This is a genomic window from Streptomyces sp. NBC_01116 (assembly GCF_041435495.1).
Classification (GTDB): Bacteria; Actinomycetota; Actinomycetes; order Streptomycetales; family Streptomycetaceae; genus Streptomyces.
The window spans coordinates 5293163-5309499 of record NZ_CP108644.1 but is presented as its reverse complement, the minus strand read 5'-3'; the positions used below and the strand labels follow the sequence as shown (position 1 = coordinate 5309499).

The window sequence follows — 16337 nt, the reverse complement described above, 5'->3', positions numbered from 1 at the left end:
GGGGCGGCATCAGGGTAGGCCCCCGAAGTGACCCTGATGCTCTCCCCAGCGCACGCCTGACGGCAGCTCCCCTCCCCTGCTCCGCCCGGCGTGCGCGCCCCGGCCCTTCAGGGGCGTACGCGGGCAATATCAGGGACCGTCCAGGGTCGGCGCGGGTCCCGGCGGGCGGTCCGGACCGTCACCATGGAGGCATGACCGCTCCCTCGGACGCCACTCCCGGCGTCGCGCCCCCCGAAGCGCCGAAGCCGACGCTGCGGCGCACCCCGCGACAGAAGGTGGTCGCCGGGGTGTGCGGCGGACTCGGCCGGTACTGCGACGTGGATCCGGTGATCTTCCGGATCGTGCTCGGTGTGCTGTCGGCGACCGGAGGCATCGGTCTGATCTTCTACGGCTTCGCCTGGCTGCTGCTGCCCGCCGACGGCGACGACGAGAACGAGGCGCGCAAACTGCTGTCGGGACGGGTCGACGGAGCGTCCCTGGTGGCGCTGCTGCTGGCGCTGATCGGCTGCGGGCTGTTCCTGTCGATGCTGCACAACCGGGGCATGCTGGCGTTCGCCGCGCTGCTGACGCTGGCCGTCGTCGGGTTCTCCGTGTGGACGCAGTCCCGGCGGGCGGCGGGGGCCCCGGAGGACCCGGCGGCGCCGCCCGGCACGTCGGCGGCCCCGCCCGGCCCCGTGCACACCGGCGGGCTCGGCACGCCGCCGCCGGAGGTGAAGGCGCCGCCGACGCCGGGCGGGCCGTCGTGGTGGCGGGACCCGATCGTCAAGGACGGGACCACCGGGCCGGCCGGGTCCGGCTATCTGTGGGGTCCGCCGGACACCGACGCCGGCACGGTGCACGCCGGGGCGAAGGCCGGGCGGCCCACTGCGGACGCCCCGTTCCTGAGGCCGCAGCCGTCGCCCGTGGAGCGCGGGCCGCGTTCCATCGGCGGTCCGGTCTTCGTGGCGGCGCTGGTGGCGGGCGGTCTGGGCACCGGCCTGAGCTGGGAGCAGCAGCCGCTGGGCACCGCCCTCCAGATCGGCCTGGTCGCCGCTCTCGCCGTGTTCGGGCTCGGCCTGCTGATCGCCTCGTCGCTGGGGCGGACCGGTTTCGGCACGGTCCTGATGGCGATGGTCACGGCGGGCCTGCTGGCGGGTGCGGCGGTGCTCCCGAAGGACATCGACACCTCGTGGGCGCGCCAGGAGTGGCGGCCCGCCTCGGTGTCCGCCGTCGCCCCGCACTACGCGCTGCGTACGGGCGACGCCCGGCTGGACCTGTCCGGGCTGAAGGTGGCCGAGGGCGAGACCGTGCGCACGGGGCTCGACGTGGCGGCGGGGCGGGCGGCCGTCGTCGTCCCGGAGAACGTGACGGTGAAGGTGCGCGCCGAGGCGGGGCTCGGGGAGATCCGGCTGGAGGAGGGGCAGCGGGTCCAGGTCCGGATCAACAGCGACGAGGCGAAGCGGCGTACGCTGCCGCCGCCGGCGGGCACGAAGCCCGCCGGAACGATCGAACTGATGCTGGAAGTCGGCATCGGACAGGTGGAGGTCACCCGTGCTGCGTCATGAGTTCCGGCCCGGCCGCGCGGTGGCGGGCCTGGTGATGCTGGGCCTGGCCGGCGGGTACGCGGCCGATGCCGCAGGGGCCTGGGAGGTCCCGTGGACGTTCTTCCTGCCGCTGTACCTCGGCGGGCTGTGGCTCGCCGCGGCGGTGACGTGGGCCGCCTACATGCTGCGGCGGCGGCGCGAGGCGAGGAAGGCGTCCGCGGAGAACACGGTGGCGCCCGCGAGCACCAGCGGCAGCCACGCCATCAGGTAGGGCAGGTCGTTGCCGTAGTAGTACGGGGTGGCCTGCCAGCTCACGGTCAGCCAGAGGCTCAGGGAGATCAGCGCGCCGCCGAGCGCCGCGAGCCGGGCCCAGAGGCCGACGAGGGTGCCGAGGCCGACGAGGAGTTCGCCGATCGCGATGGCGTAGCCGAAGCCCTCGGGGCTCTTCAGCGCCAGGTCGACGAGGGCGGGGATCGCGGAGGAGTCGCGCACCCCGCGCATCATCTCGCCGATGGAGCCGGTGCCGGTCGCGGACAGGAACACGCTGTCCGTGAGCTTGTCGAGGCCCGCGTAGACGAAGGTGACGCCGAGGAAGATCCGCAGCGGCAGCAGGGCGTACGTGCCCGCCTGCTCCCTCAGTGTCCTGCGCTCGCCCAGACCGTACGATCCGCCGCCGTAACCGTTCATCACCGCTGCCCTGCTTCCCGAAGTCCCGTCACCTCGACCATACGTACGCCCTGGGCGCGCTGCTCACCAGGGCTGGGACGCGATCGGCGGCGGAAATCCGCCCGGGGGTCCGGTGCGGGTCAGTCCGTGACGTCGATCGGGCAGCGGTTGGTCTCCACCCCGGCGGCGGTGACGACCTGGACGTCCACGGTCCCCGGCTCGACCTCGACCGGGACGGGCACGGTCAGGACGGTGTCGGTCGGGTTGGCGAAGCCTCCGGCGACCGGGATCAGCGGTACGTGGACGTGGACCGTGCCGATCCGCACGACGAGCCGGGCCAGCCGGTCGGGGGTGCCCGCGCCGGGCGGTACGAAGCCGGCGCCCCGGATCTCGATGTCGTCGCCGGTCCGGATCGGGGCGTCCAGGTCCCCGGCCTCGCGGGCCCGCACGACGGACAGTACGACGGGCCGGCCGCCCTCCGCGTACTTCCCGGCGAAGTAGGTCGCCGCCGAGACCGCCACCAGCAGCGCGAGCCCCCACGGCAGGTCGGGCAACTGCTCGGGGCGGCGGGCCAGGCGGACCGCGGCGAACAGCACGGCGACGGCGCTGACCAGCACGTACTGCACATCGGTGAAGGAGCCGCGCCCCGAGTCGTCGGTGAGCAGGTCGGCGGCGCGCGGCCGGTCCGCGCGGAGCTTCTGGAGCCGCTGGCCCAGCACCCGTACGGTCACCACGCGGCGCACGACGACGGCGACCGCGCACACGAGCGCCAGCACGGCCACGACGCCGGCGGAGCGCACGAGGTCGAGCCCCTCGATCAGCGCGTCCCGCTCGTCCGGGTCGGAGGCCCCGGCCAGTTGCAGCGCGAGGACGAGGACGGCGAAGACGGCGAGCAGCACCCAGGCCCCGGCGACCGTGCGGGAGGTGGAGAGCCGGTTGTCCTCCCCGATCAGCGGGGCGAGGAGGCCGCCCCGGGCGCGGTGGAAGCGGGCGGCGGCGGTGAGCAGCCCGGCGGTGATGAGGGCGGCGATCAGTCCGGCGGTACGGGCGGTGGACCAGCCGGCCCCGATCGCGGTGAGGCTCGCGCCGACGAGGAGGGCGCCGGCCGCCCCCCAGACGGCGAACAGCGTCCCCCGCCAGACCTGGTGGAGCCAGGCGTCACCGGCTTCCCGGGCCCGTTCGGCGACGGTTCGGGCGGACCCGGTCAGCTCGTCGGACACCCACTGCCGGGAAGCGGAGGCGGACTGGGCGACCCCGGCGGGAAGCCCCTTGCCCGCCGCCAGTTCGTCCCGTTTGGCCAGGAACGCGGCGACGGCGCGCCGGTGTCCGTGGCGGGCTCCGTGCGGGCAGTCGCCGCACGTACAGCCGCCGCTGTGCATGCCGCTCGTCCTGGATTCGTCCAACGCCACGGAGGATTACGCCCTTTCCCGGCCCGGTACAGCCAACTCACTTGCGATATCTGCGAATTGTGCCGTACCGGGCGGGCGTTGCCCGCATCGGGGCGGACCGCGGGCGGGGGTCGTCAGAATGTTCGAGCGATCCGCTGCCACAGGGGCTGGTAGTTGATCCAGGCCACCAGGTCGCCGCCGAGGTGCTCGCGGGTGGTGACGGCGTCCCGGTGCGAGATGAGCACGGGCTTCCCGGCGGCCCGCGCCAGCAGCTGCACCTGGCAGGCGCGCTCCATGGTGAGGAACCACCAGGCCGCCGCGTCCACCGAGTCACCGACGGTCAGCAGCCCGTGGTTGCGCAGGATCACCGCCTTGTGCGGCCCGAGCGCGGCGGCGATCCGCCGCCCCTCGTCCTCGTCCACGACGACCCCGGAGTAGGCGTCGTACAGCGCGTGGTCCTCGTAGAAGGCGCAGGATTCCTGGGTGATCGGCTCGATCGGCTCCCCGAGCGCGGCGAGCGCCCGCCCGTGGGTGGAGTGGGTGTGCGCGACGGCCACGGTGTCGGGGCGGGCCCGGTGCACCGCGGCGTGCACGGCGAACGCGGCCTGGTTGACGTGGAAGCGGCCCCGGAGCACCTGGCCGTCGCCGTTGACGAGGATCAGGTCCTGCGGGGCGATGTCGGCGAAGGGCGCGCCGAACGGGTTGACCCAGAAGCAGTCCGCCAGCTCGGGATCGCGGGCGCTGATGTGCCCGGAGACCCCGTCCTCGTATCCGAGCTGCCCGAACAGCCGCAGCGCGCCCGCCAGCCGCTCCCTGCGGTACGCGCGCTCCTCGTCCGGCGAGGCGTGCACGGGCGGCATCGCGAACTGGAGCTGCTCGACGGGGATCGGGGCGGGGGCGGGCACGGCGACCGGCTCGGACATGGCGGCTCCTCGGGTTCCCTGGGCGTTCGGGACCGGAAGCTACCGCCGGGTGGGTCAGGTGGCCAGAGGTGCGACAAGGCCTCCCGGGCGTCTGTCAGGTGCTGAGCACCAGGTAGGCGAGCGTGAGGTACGAGCGGTAGCCGCCGTAGTAGCCGGTGCGGCGGGCGTCGATCTCGGCCGTCACCTCGGCGTGCAGGGGATGGTCCGGGTGTTCCAGGGCCCAGCGCTGGCCGCGGCCGATCGGCCCCTCGGACTCGAAGAGGTCCCATTCGCGCTCGTCGGCGACGGTGACCTGGAGCGCGCGCAGCCCGACGGACTCCGCCAGCCGGATCAGCTCCAGCAGCGACCCGAAGTCGCCCGGCTCGGCGCCGACGCCCTCCAGCGCGGCTCGGGTCGGCTCCTTCAGCCAGATCCCCTCGCCGAACAGGACCCGTCCGCCGGGGCGCACGGTGGCGGCGAGGGAGGTGAGGGCCTCCCGGGTCGTGCCGGGCCAGGCGTGCGAGGAGCCGATGGAGACGGCGAGGTCGTATCCGTCCCCGGCCCACTCGGCGGCGGGCACCTCGTGGAACCGCACGCGGTCACCGAGCCCGCGCTGCCCGGCGAGCTTCCGCCCGCGCGCCACGGCGTCGGGGTCGGTCTCGACGCCGTCCCCGCTGGCCCCGGGCGCGGACTCGACGAGCCGCATCAGCAGTTCGCCCCAGCCGGAACCGAGGTCGACGATCCGGGAACCGGGGGCGGGGGCGCAGGCGGCGATCAGCCGGGCCGCGTGCTCCTCGGAGAGCGGGGTGTTCCAGGTGAGGCGGTCATTGCCGGCGGCGGACACGATGGCGCGGACTTCTTCGGCGGACATGGTGGAGGAGCCTGGCACGGGCGGCGAGGCCCGCGCCAGGGATTTCCTACGGACGGCGCCGGTTGATCGCGGTGAGATCGATGGTCAGAGGGAACGGAGCGGTGAGGGTGAGCTTGTCGCGGTGGATGCCGGTGGGCACGTACACCTCCAGAGAGGGATCGAGTTCGTAGACGTACACGATCGGCACCCCCACGTCGTCCGCCTCCACACGCCAGAAGTGCCGCACCCCGGCAGCGGCGTACTTGCGTGGCTTTACCTCCCGATCACGCTCCACCGAATCGTCCGATACCACCTCGACGGCCAGCACGACGTCCTCGGGCCGGAACCAGGTCTGACGGTGGCCCGTGTTCGCCTCGACGGGGAACACGAGCACGTCCGGCTCAGGCCTGTTCTTCTCGTCCAGTTTGATCGTCATCTCGCGCAGGACGTCCAGATGAGCAGGCGCCTGGTCCAGAAGCGCGTTCTCGAACAGACGCATGGCACGCCCGTGAAAGGCGGTCTGCGGACTCATGAAGACGAGACTCCCGTCGATCAGCTCGGTGTGGGGCGGGAGGCCCGGAATCCGGTCGAGGTCGTCCGCCGTCCAGCCGCCCTCCGGCGGGACCGGCCACCGGTTCGGCTGCTGCTCAAGCCCGTCCTCGGGTGCGGCGCTCATAGTTACTCCCATACGCCGAAGTCTCGTCTCTTCACTCAGCGTACCCATCCGATACGACAATGCCGCCGCCCAAACGAATGAGCGACGGCACCGGCGTTGACGTGGGGGCTCAGAGAGCGGGGAAGGTCACTCCCACTCGATGGTCCCCGGGGGCTTGCTCGTCACGTCGAGGACGACGCGGTTGACGTCGGCGACCTCGTTGGTGATGCGGGTGGAGATCTTCGCCAGCGTCTCGTACGGCAGACGCGACCAGTCGGCCGTCATGGCGTCCTCGGAGGAGACCGGGCGCAGCACGATCGGGTGGCCGTAGGTGCGGCCGTCGCCCTGGACGCCGACCGAGCGGACGTCGGCGAGGAGGACCACCGGGCACTGCCAGATGTCGCGGTCCAGGCCGGCCGCCGTCAGCTCCTCGCGGGCGATGGCGTCGGCCTCGCGGAGCAGGTCCAGGCGCTCCTCGGTGACCTCGCCGACGATGCGGATGCCGAGGCCGGGGCCGGGGAAGGGCTGGCGCTGGACGATCTCCTCGGGGAGGCCCAGCTCCTGGCCGACCATGCGGACCTCGTCCTTGAACAGCTGGCGCAGCGGCTCGACGAGCTGGAACTCGATGTCGTCGGGGAGACCGCCGACGTTGTGGTGGGACTTGATGTTGGCGGTGCCGGTGCCGCCGCCGGACTCGACGACGTCCGGGTAGAGCGTGCCCTGGACGAGGAAGGCGACCTCCGGGCCGTCCTCCTGGAGGATCTCCAGCTGGGCCTGCTCGAAGACGCGGATGAACTCGCGGCCGATGATCTTCCGCTTCTGCTCCGGGTCGGAGACCCCGGCCAGGGCGTCGAGGAAGCGCTTCTTCGCGTCGACGACCTTGAGCTTCGCGCCGGTCGCGGCCACGAAGTCCTTCTCGACCTGTTCGGTCTCGCCCTTGCGCATCAGACCGTGGTCGACGTACACGCAGGTGAGCTGGGAGCCGATGGCCTTCTGGACGAGGGCCGCGGCGACCGCGGAGTCCACACCGCCGGAGAGGGCGCAGATGACGCGCTTGTCGCCGACCTGCTCGCGGACGAGCGCGGTCTGCTCCTCGACCACGTTGGTCGTGGTCCAGTTCGGCTCGATGCCCGCGCCGCGGTAGAGGAAGTGCTCCAGGACCTGCTGGCCGTGGGTGGAGTGCATGACCTCCGGGTGGTACTGGACGCCGTAGAGCTTCTTCTCGTCGTTCTCGAAGGCGGCGACCGGTACGACGTCGGTGGACGCGGTGACGGTGAAGCCCTCGGGGGCCGCCGAGCAGGCGTCGCCGTGCGACATCCACACCGGCTGCTCGGTGGGCGTGCCCTCGAAGAGAGTCGAGCCCGCCTTGCTGACGTGCAGCGGGGTACGGCCGTACTCACGGGCCCCGTTGTCGTCGACCGTGCCGCCGAGCGTGGTGGCCATCAGCTGGAAGCCGTAGCACATGCCGAAGACGGGCACCCCGGCCTCGAAGAGCGAGCGGTCCAGGGACGGCGCGCCCTCCGCGTACACCGACGAGGGGCCGCCGGAGAGGATGATCGCGCGCGGGTTCTTCGCCAGCATCTCGGCCACCGGCATGGTGGACGGGACGATCTCGCTGTAGACCCGGGCCTCACGGACACGGCGGGCGATGAGCTGGGCGTACTGCGCGCCGAAGTCGACGACGAGGACCACGTCGGCCGTGGCGTCGGGGGCGGCGGGGGGTGCTGCTGGCACGGGGGCGGCCTTCCGGCGGTGGTGAAGGGGGTCGGTTCTTCCGATTCTACCGGCCGTGCGCGACCCCTCCGCCGGGCCGGGGACGGGGCGGGCGCCTCACGATCGGTGCACGTGGCGTCTCGGGACCGCCGCGCGTCGCGTCTCAGGATCCGGGCCCCGTTTTGTGGAGGCCGCCGGGCCGGGGCCATACTGTGCCCATGCGTCAGCACACGACCTTCGTCTTTACCTATGGCATCCGGCCCGCCGGCTGCCATGGTCGTGCTGCTTGATCTACTGACAAGCAACGTTCCAGGCGCCCCGGGCCAGCAGGCCCGGGGCGTCTCGCGTGTCCGGGCCTTCTCGCCCCGGGGGGCCGTCACCCCACCGGGAGTCACCACCATGAGCAGCACCACCGGCACCACCGGCACCACCGCTGTCACCCCCGCCGAGCTGACCGGCGCCCGCACCGACGAGGCCGCCGCCCTGATCGGCGGCGCCCGGGAGCGCATCGACGCCCTCGACGACCGGATCATCGGCCTCGTCCAGGAACGGATGGCCGTCTCGGCGGTGATCCAGGAGGCCCGGATCACCTCCGGCGGCCGGCGGGTCAACCTCTCCCGGGAGACGGCCGTGCTCGGCCACTACAGGGACGCGCTGGGCAAGCCGGGCACCGCGCTGGCGATGACGCTCCTGGAGCTGTGCCGCGGCCGGGTGTGATAGCTGGTGAGCGCCCCGGGACGGAACGGTTCTCCGCTTGCCGGACAGGGGCCGTATCTGCGTTCGGGGCCCGTCTCACCCGTACGGCGCGTGACCGGGAGCGCGGTGCCTTCGTTGAGCCTGATGTCCGTGCCAACCAGGGGCGGCATCGGTAGGAAACCACGCGTGGCTCCGCCGGGACGTGTGACGTACTGCAGGTACGTCGTGGGACCACGTCCCGGCGTAAGTGACCGGTCCGCAGGGGACAGCAGCCCGGTCACCCCATATGCGGCCGGACCCGGGGACGCCCGGGTCGGCCGCATCGGAACGTTCCTGATCAGACATGCACGGATCGGAATGTTCCGGGCGGAGGCCGGCTCCCTCCTCCGCCGCTCTCCTCTTGCTCTTCTCCTCCTGCCGTTCTCCGTCGGCCTCCGCCCGTCTGACGTGCCGCCCGTCAGACGTGCCGCCCGTCAGACGTGCCGCCCGGCCCGTCGCCGCGCCGCCGTGAACAGCACCAGGCCCGCCGCCAGCGCCGCGGCCGCCGCGCCCGAGGCGATCAGGGCGGTCGATCCCGTCGAGGCCAGGCCGCCTCCGCCGCCGGAGCCCCCGGCCGCCCCCGCCGAGCCGCCGCCGGACGTGGCGGAGGCCGAGGGTCCGGAGGTGCCGGACGGGCTCTCCTCCGGGTCCGGGGCCGAGGTCGGCGGGGTGGGCGGTTCGCCGGCGCCGCCCGTCGTGCCGCCGGAGTCGCCGCCGCCCTCGCCGTTCAGGACGAGGAACGCGGTGTTGTCGGACGGCTTCGGGTCGAACGGCAGCGCCGGGTTCTGCGGCCAGGTGCCGCGGACGGTCACCTCGCCGCTCGCGCCGATCAGGGCCCTGTCGATCCGCAGCTCGAAGGACAGCCCGAGGTCGGCCCCGTCCCACACGGTCATCGAGGTGTCGCAGACATAGCGCGGCGCGGGGCTCCTCTGGTCCTCGCGGTACTTCCCGTCCGCGGTCACCGCACGGCAGCGGTCCGGCTTCGCGGTGACCGACGCGCCCTGCGGGACGGTGAAGTCGACGGTGGCGACGGGCTCGCCGGAACGGAGGTGGCCGATCCAGGCCGGGCCCTCGTTGCGGAAGCCGATGTCGGCCCTCACCGTGGTCCCGGCGGCTCCGGACGCCTCGTCGCCGTACGCCGCGAAGTCGGCCGTGTTCTTCGTACGGAAGTCGGCCTCCTGCTGGTTGTCCTCCGGATTGAGGTCGCCGCCCCGGGCGGTCGCGCCCTGCTGGGAGGCCCTCGCCGGGACCGCCCTCAGCACGGGGCCCGCGCCCCGCGCGAAGGGGGCGCCCGCACGCAGGGCGGTGCGCTGGGCGGCGCCGTCCTCGTGGATGCGGTAGACGAAGGTGTCGTCGTAGGCGCGGGTGGTGGCCTCGATGGTCAGCGGCGTCGCCAGGGTGTACGTCCCGCCCGCCTCGAAGGCGCCCTCGACGGAGCAGAGGGCCGTGGTCCAGCCGATGCCCGGGACGTCCGGGCCGTCCACGGTGTACTCGCAGTTGGCGTAGCGCTGCGGAATATCGAGGCCGCGGGTGTACATGAGGGTGAGCAGCACGCCGTCGGCGTCCCGGCTGCCCCGGTTGGTGAAGGTGATCGGGGCCTGCTGCTCGTCGCCCGGGTCCAGCTCCTGGTCGAAGGGGAGCCGCTCCATGACCAGGTCGGTGCCGCCGACCGTGAGCCGGGTGGTGAACGGGGTGAAGGTCGCGCCCTCCGCCTCACCGGTCACCCTGATCGTGCCCGTGGCCCCGTCCTCGCTGCCCTCGGCGGCGGTGACCAGGAGGTCGGCGACGGGCCGGCCGCCCGGCCGGATGCCCCGGTCCTCGCAGACCGCCTTCGCGCCGGTGACCTCGCAGTCCGCGCCGCCGGACTCGCCGTCGAACGCCACGTCGGCGACGCCGTCGATGCCGCTGAGGTCGAAGGTGAGCGTGAAGTCGCCCGCGTAGCCGCCGTTCTCCTCGTCCTGGCTCGGGTTGCCGACGGTGATCCCGACCGTGGAGTGCCGCGGCTCGCCGCTCTCCGGGTACGGGTTCAGCCCCGTCCCGGCGGGGCCGCCGAGGGCGAACACCGGGAGGTCCGCGGCCGCCGCCGGAGCGGCCGCCCCGGCGAGCGGGGCCGCGGCCAGCAGGCCGCCGGCGGCGAGGGAGACCGCCGCACGGCGCAGCGCTGACCTCGGGGAGAAGGGTGTCATCGGGGACCTCGGGGACTCGGCGGAAGCTGTGTGACCGCTGTGACGGTCACCGCGGTACGGGTTCGACCGCGCAGCTCACCGAAGAGTTGCCCGGAGGAAGATCACGGATTGGGTACGGGGGTGTTCCCGACGCCCTCGATGCCCGCCCCGGCCTCCGCCGTCCCCTTCGGCGGCACCACGGGGAGGCCCAGGAACGGCAGCTTCAGCGCGCCGAACGCCTCCTTCGGCACGGCCGGCGCGAGCGGCTCCACGGGCGTGAGCCGCTCGTAGGACTCGCCCTGTTCCGGGCGAGGGTCCGCCTCGCCCTTGTTGGGCCAGAAGGACATCGCGCGTTCGGCCTGGGCGGTGATGGTCAGCGAGGGGTTGACGCCGAGGTTGGCGGAGACCGCGGAGCCGTCGACGACGCTGATGCCGGGGTGGCCGTAGAGGCGGTGGTACGGGTCGATGACGCCTTCGTCGGCGCTCGCGCCGATCGGGCAGCCGCCGAGGAAGTGGGCGGTGAGCGGGGTGCCCATCAGCTCGCCGACGTTGGAGCCGGCGAAGCCGTTGATCTCCTCGGCCAGCAGAGTGGCGCTGCGGGTGGCCTCGGGAATCTGGGTCGGGTTGGGGGCGCCGTGGCCCTGGCGGGCGGTGAGCAGGCCCTTGCCGACGCCGCCCGCTTTGCGGTACGTCGTCAGGGAGTTGTCCAGCGACTGCATGACCAGGCCGATGATGGTGCGTTCCGACCAGTGGTGGTTGGAGAGCGACCGGGCGGCGAGGGTCGGGTGCTTGACCATGTTGGCGAGCCAGCCGCGGACCCGGTGGGCCCCGTAGGGGACCTGGAGGATCGACATCGCGCCCATGGCGTTGGAGCCCTTGCCGTAGCGGACGGGCTCGATGTGGGTGTTGCCGTCGGGGTGGATCGAGGAGGTGATCGCGACGCCCTGCGAGAAGTCGGCCTTCGCGGTGCCGTGCTTCTTGCGGTAGCGGCGGTCGCTGGTCTGGGAGCCGACCAGTGCCTCGGAGTTGGTGCGGGTCAGCTCGCCGAGCCTCGCGGAGAGCCGGGGCAGCAGGCCCCGGTCCTTCATGGTGTGCAGCAGGGTCTGGGTGCCGTACGTGCCGGCGGCGACGACGACCTTGCGGGCGCGCAGCTTCGTGGGCTTCGCCCGGCGGCGGCGGTCGGTGGGGACGGTGAGGACCCGGTAGCCGCCCTCGGGGTCGTCGGTGACCGCGACGACGGACGTCATCGGGTGGATGACCGCTCCGGCCTTCTCGGCGAGGTGGAGGTAGTTCTCGTTGAGGGTGTTCTTGGCGCCGTGGCGGCAGCCCGTCATGCACTCTCCGCACTCGGTGCACGCCTTGCGTGCGGGGCCCGCGCCGCCGAAGTACGGGTCGGGGACGGTGCCGCCGGGCCGGGCCTTCGCGGTGCCGTCGGCGTCCTTGCCGTCGCCGAAGAAGACGCCGACCGGGGCCAGGTGGAAGGTGTCGCCGACGCCCATGGCCTCGGCGGCGGCCTTGAGGTGGACGTCGGAGGGGGTCATGGTCGGGTTGAGGCGGACCCCGAGCATGCGGCGGGCTTGGTCGTAGTACGGCTTCAGCTCGTCCTGCCAGTCGGTGATCGAGGCCCACTGGCGGTCCTCGAAGAACGGGGCGGGCGGCACGTACAGCGTGTTGGCGTAGTTGAGCGATCCGCCGCCGACCCCGGCCCCGGCGAGCACCATGACGTTGCCGAGGAGGTGGACGCGCTGGATGCCGAAGAGGCCCAGCGCGGGGGCCCAGAGGTAGTTCCTCAGGTCCCAGGAGGTCTTGGGGAGGGTGCCGGGGGTGAAGCGGCGGCCCGCCTCCAGGACCCCGACCCGGTATCCCTTCTCGGTCAGCCGGAGCGCCGACACCGCTCCCCCGAAGCCCGATCCGACGACCAGGACGTCGTAGTCGTACGCGGCGTCGTCCTCGGCCGGGACCCGGCTCACCGGGGCAGGGCTCGCGGCCTGTTTCTGGGCAGGGCTGTCCTGGGACATGGCACTCCTCGGAACGGGATCGGTACGAAAAGGGCGGACCTCGCCGCGGCCCCCGGGCGGTCAGCGCAGCCGGAACGCCTTCATCGCCCTGAGGCTGCGGGTCATGAACGCGGCGTACTTCTCGTCGTCCATCCCGAAGGAGGGCGCGAGCGGGATCAGCCGCTGCTGGGCGACGGTCTGGGCCTCGGTGTACTTGAGGATGCCCTCGGAGCCGTGCCGTCGGCCGAGGCCGGACTCCTTCATGCCGCCCATCGGGGACTGGACGCTGCCGTAGGCGGGGGCGTACCCCTCGTTGATGTTGACGGTGCCGGTGCGCAGCCGGGCGGCGACCCGGTGGCCGCGCCGGGAGTCGGTGGTCCAGACGCTGGAGTTGAGGCCGTACGGGGTGGCGTTGGCCAGCGCGATCACCTCGTCCTCGTCGCTGAAGCGGTAGATCGAGACGACCGGCCCGAAGGTCTCCTCGGAGCAGACGGTCATCGGCGCCTCCACCCCGTCGAGGATGGTCGGCTCGTAGAACAGCGGGCCGATGTCGGGGCGCGCGACGCCGCCGGCGATGAGCTTCGCGCCCTTCTCGACGGCCTCGTCGACGTGCTGCGTCACGGTCTCCAGCTGGCGTTCGCCGACGAGGGAGCCCATGTCGGCCCCGTACGCGAGGGCGCTGCCGAGCCGCATGGCCTTCGTCCGGGTGGCGAAGCGCTCCACGAAGTCGTCGGCGATCGACTCGTGGACGTACAGCCGCTCGATGGAGATGCAGAGCTGTCCGGCCGAGGAGAAGCAGGCGCGGACGGCTCCGGCGGCGGCCTTCTCGACGTCGGCGTCCTCCAGCACGAGCATGGCGTTCTTGCCGCCGAGCTCCAGGGAGACGCCGACCAGCCGGGACGCGGCGCCGACCGCGACCTCGCGGCCGGTGCGGGTGGAGCCGGTGAAGGAGACGTAGTCGGCGCGGCTGACGACCTCGGGGCCGACGACGGGTCCCTCCCCGAGGACGACCTGGAAGACCTCGGCGGGCAGTCCGGCCTCGATCAGCAGGTCGCGGGCCCACAGGGCGGTGAGCGCGGTCTCCGTGTCGGGCTTCATCACGACGGCGTTGCCGGAGACGAACGCGGGCAGCGCGTCGCCCACGGAGAGTTCGAGCGGGTAGTTCCAAGGGGCGATCTGGCCGACGACGCCGCGCGGCTGGCGCAGTTCGGTGACCTTGGTGAGCGTCGGGACGACGCCGGTGTGGCGGCGGGGCTTGAGGTAGGAGACGGCCTTGCGCCCGTAGTGGCGGGCGGCGACGGCGACGGCCAGCACCTCCTCGTGGGCGTGCAGGCGGGCCTTGCCGGTCTCCAGCTGGATGAGGTCGAGGACCTCGGACTGGCGGTTGAGCACGAGGTCGTGGAAGCGCAGCAGGACGGCGGCCCGCTGCCGGACGGGGGCGGCGGCCCAGACGGTCTGGGCGGCGCGGGCCCGGTCGAAGGCGGTGGCGACGTCCTCGGGGGTGGACTCGGGCAGGTCGGCCAGCTTCTCCCCGGTGAAGGGGGTGTGGTTGGCCGTGCGGCCCGACCCGACGACACCGCGGGTCAGCTGGGCGATCACCTCGGGGGTGACCACGTCGGCGGCGGTACGCACACCGGCGGGCACGGCCGCCACGGGGTTCGTACCGAGAGGGGCGTCAGGGGCCTGCGAGTCCGTCATGAGGCCGAGAGTATGTCCAGCCGGAGCCTTTGGGTACCCGTGGGTAACAGTTTTTCACAGGACCCGCCACCCCTGCCGGACCCCCTCCTCGAACCAGCCAGTGATCGCTGGCGACATAACCGCTGATCAGTGGCTATGCGACCGGCCGACCCTCGGCGGCCTACCCTCGGCACTCAGGAGGCGCGAATCTTCAGCCCCTCGGTGACCTCGCCCCGGTGAAGATCGCGTCGCCGTCCTTCGCCGCGTCTCCGGAGGCCCTGCGTCTTGGGGGGGGCTCACTGCGGCTTCGGGGCGCTCCAGCTGCGCAGCATGATGTCGAACTTCTCGCGGCTGGCCTCCCAGCCCTCCTGCGGGGCGGTCAGATACAGCGCGTACTCCGGGCCGCCGGGACCGCCGTAGTACATCTGGTCGATGCCGTGCCGGGGTCCCGGGTGGTCCTTGGTCTCGTTCCAGGTGAACTCCCAGCGGGCGCCCGGCCGGTCGCGGAAGGTGTTCTTCTCCATCCCGATCCGCTGGTAGCCCGGCAGCCGCTCGGAGAGCTGCTCCTCCATGTTCTCCATGTGCAGATACGGATGGTCGAAGTCCGGGTCCGGGTCGACGCTGATGCGGATCCGGTGGGCCCCGCCGTCCGGCGTGTAGTCGATCTGGCCGTCCTGGACCTGCCGGGTCCAGTCCACCGGCACCACCAGGCTGAACCCCGCCGGATCGTCGACCCGGTGCCAGCCGTCGGGTATCTCCGGTATCCCCTTCGAGGAGACGGCCGGATCCGGGGAGGTCTGCTCCGAGGAGGTCCGCCCCGGGGACGGCGTGCCGGCGGCGACCGTGCCGCCGCCCGTGGTGCCGGGGGCGTCCGGGCCCTCCCCGTACTTCATCGCGAACAGCCCGGCCGCGCCCCCCAGGACGGCGGCGGCGACGACCACGACGAGCACCGTGCGCCGGCGGGAGCCGGTGCGCCGGGTCACCGGGGCGGAGGCGGGGCCGGTGACCGGGGCTGTGGTGTCCGGGCCCGGGGCGGGGGGCGCCGTCGCGGAGGAGGCCGCGCCGGGCAGCCGGGCGGTGGCGCCGTCGGAACCGTCGGCTCCGTCCGGGCCGCCGGGGCCGCTCGCGTCCTGGTAGCCGTACCGGGCGTCCTCGGGGAGGCGCTGGGTCGGCACGTGCGCCTGGGCGGCGCGGGGTTCGCGGCCGTCCATCGCGTCCAGCAGCATCTGCTCGGTCTGGGCCGCCGTGGGCCGGTCGTCCGGGTCCTTGCGGAGCAGCGCGGTGATCACGGCGCCGAGCGGACCGGCGTTGACCGGGGCGGGCGGCTCCTCGGTGACGACGGCCTGCATGGTGGAGATCGGGGAAGTACGGCGGAACGGCGAGGTCCCCTCGACCGCCGTGTACAGCGTCGCGCCCAGGGACCAGAGATCGGAGGCCGGTCCGGGGTCGCCCCCGCGTACCCGTTCCGGGGCCAGGTAGTCGATGGAGCCGACCAGTTCGCCGGTACGGGTGATGGTGGAGTCGCCCTCGATCGCGGCGATGCCGAAGTCGGTCAGCAGCACCTGCCCGTCGCGGGCCAGCAGGACGTTGCCGGGCTTGACGTCACGGTGCAGCACCCCGGCCGCGTGCGCGGCGCGCAGGGCGCTCAGCACGTGCAGCCCGATCCGGGCCGCCTCGCGCGGGGCGACCTCGCCGCTCTCCTTGGCGGAGTCGGCGAGTGAGGGCCCGTCGACGTACTGCATGACGATCCAGGGACGGTGGTCGTACTCGATCACGTCGTGGACGGTGACGACGCCGGGGTGCGTGATGCGCGCCGCCGCCCGCGCCTCCTTCTGCGTCCTGGCGTGCAGGACGAGCCGGTCGGCCTCGGCGACGTACAGCCCGGCGGTCAACTCCTTGACGGCGACCGTGCGGTGCAGCACCTCGTCGTGGGCGCGCCAGACCTTGCCCATGCCGCCCCGGCCGAGGACGTCGCCCAGCCGGTAGCGTCCCGCCAGCACCAGTCCGGCTTCCGTGCTCTGTGATCGATCCACGTGATGTCCCCGCCCCGTTCCTCGAATGGCCAG

13 protein-coding genes are annotated in these 16337 nt (G+C 73.0%); 3 read left to right on the top strand and 10 right to left on the bottom strand.

Translation table 11 applies throughout. The features are described 5' to 3' along the window. The first annotated feature begins 191 nt into the window (after window positions 1–191). Together OG245_RS23485 and OG245_RS23480 are read left to right on the top strand one after the other, a co-directional pair. The gene (locus OG245_RS23485) at window positions 192–1544 is read left to right on the top strand and encodes a PspC domain-containing protein (protein ID WP_371625426.1); all 1353 of its coding nucleotides are present in this window, start codon (window positions 192–194) and stop codon (window positions 1542–1544) included. Continuing rightward, window positions 1531–1794, top strand: a complete 264-nt coding sequence (locus OG245_RS23480; RefSeq protein WP_371625425.1) for a hypothetical protein — start codon at window positions 1531–1533, stop codon at window positions 1792–1794. The genes OG245_RS23485 and OG245_RS23480 overlap by 14 nt, the downstream gene beginning before the upstream one ends. On the opposite strand, the gene OG245_RS23475 is transcribed toward OG245_RS23480, so the two are convergent. From OG245_RS23475 to guaA, 6 genes are all read right to left on the bottom strand, one after another. Next, window positions 1701–2210, bottom strand: coding sequence for a DoxX family protein (locus OG245_RS23475; RefSeq protein WP_371625424.1), 510 nt, complete (start codon window positions 2208–2210; stop codon window positions 1701–1703). The genes OG245_RS23480 and OG245_RS23475 overlap by 94 nt on opposite strands. A 119-nt stretch (window positions 2211–2329) precedes the next feature. Next, a complete protein-coding gene (locus OG245_RS23470; RefSeq protein WP_371625423.1) occupies window positions 2330–3598 on the bottom strand; it encodes a hypothetical protein in 1269 nt (422 codons plus the stop codon). 113 nt (window positions 3599–3711) lie between these two features. Further along, on the bottom strand, window positions 3712–4500 hold the full coding sequence (locus OG245_RS23465; RefSeq protein WP_371625422.1) for a class II aldolase/adducin family protein: 789 nt from the start codon (window positions 4498–4500) through the stop codon (window positions 3712–3714). A 94-nt stretch (window positions 4501–4594) separates the two neighbouring features. Then, window positions 4595–5350, bottom strand: a complete 756-nt coding sequence (locus tag OG245_RS23460) for a cyclopropane-fatty-acyl-phospholipid synthase family protein (protein ID WP_371625421.1) — start codon at window positions 5348–5350, stop codon at window positions 4595–4597. 46 nt (window positions 5351–5396) lie between these two features. Further along, the gene (locus tag OG245_RS23455) at window positions 5397–6005 is read right to left on the bottom strand and encodes a Uma2 family endonuclease (protein WP_371625420.1); all 609 of its coding nucleotides are present in this window, start codon (window positions 6003–6005) and stop codon (window positions 5397–5399) included. Window positions 6006–6131: 126 nt separating this feature from the next. After that, window positions 6132–7718 (bottom strand): glutamine-hydrolyzing GMP synthase, encoded by a 1587-nt coding sequence (gene guaA, locus OG245_RS23450; protein ID WP_371625419.1) that lies wholly within the window; start codon window positions 7716–7718, stop codon window positions 6132–6134. Between the two features lie 378 nt (window positions 7719–8096). Here guaA and OG245_RS23445 point away from each other — a divergent pair, with 378 nt between their 5' ends. Next, window positions 8097–8414, top strand: a complete 318-nt coding sequence (locus OG245_RS23445) for a chorismate mutase (RefSeq protein ID WP_371625418.1) — start codon at window positions 8097–8099, stop codon at window positions 8412–8414. A gap of 452 nt (window positions 8415–8866) precedes the next feature. On the opposite strand, the gene OG245_RS23440 is transcribed toward OG245_RS23445, so the two are convergent. From OG245_RS23440 to OG245_RS23425, 4 genes are all read right to left on the bottom strand, one after another. After that, window positions 8867–10618: a peptidase gene (locus OG245_RS23440; RefSeq protein ID WP_371625417.1), complete on the bottom strand. Its 1752-nt coding sequence runs from the start codon at window positions 10616–10618 to the stop codon at window positions 8867–8869. A gap of 101 nt (window positions 10619–10719) precedes the next feature. Beyond that, window positions 10720–12615, bottom strand: coding sequence for a GMC oxidoreductase (locus OG245_RS23435; protein WP_371625416.1), 1896 nt, complete (start codon window positions 12613–12615; stop codon window positions 10720–10722). Window positions 12616–12675: 60 nt separating this feature from the next. Continuing rightward, window positions 12676–14292: a succinic semialdehyde dehydrogenase gene (locus OG245_RS23430; protein ID WP_371625415.1), complete on the bottom strand. Its 1617-nt coding sequence runs from the start codon at window positions 14290–14292 to the stop codon at window positions 12676–12678. Between the two features lie 275 nt (window positions 14293–14567). Then, the gene (locus OG245_RS23425; protein ID WP_371625414.1) at window positions 14568–16304 is read right to left on the bottom strand and encodes a serine/threonine-protein kinase; all 1737 of its coding nucleotides are present in this window, start codon (window positions 16302–16304) and stop codon (window positions 14568–14570) included. Window positions 16305–16337: the final 33 nt, after the last annotated feature.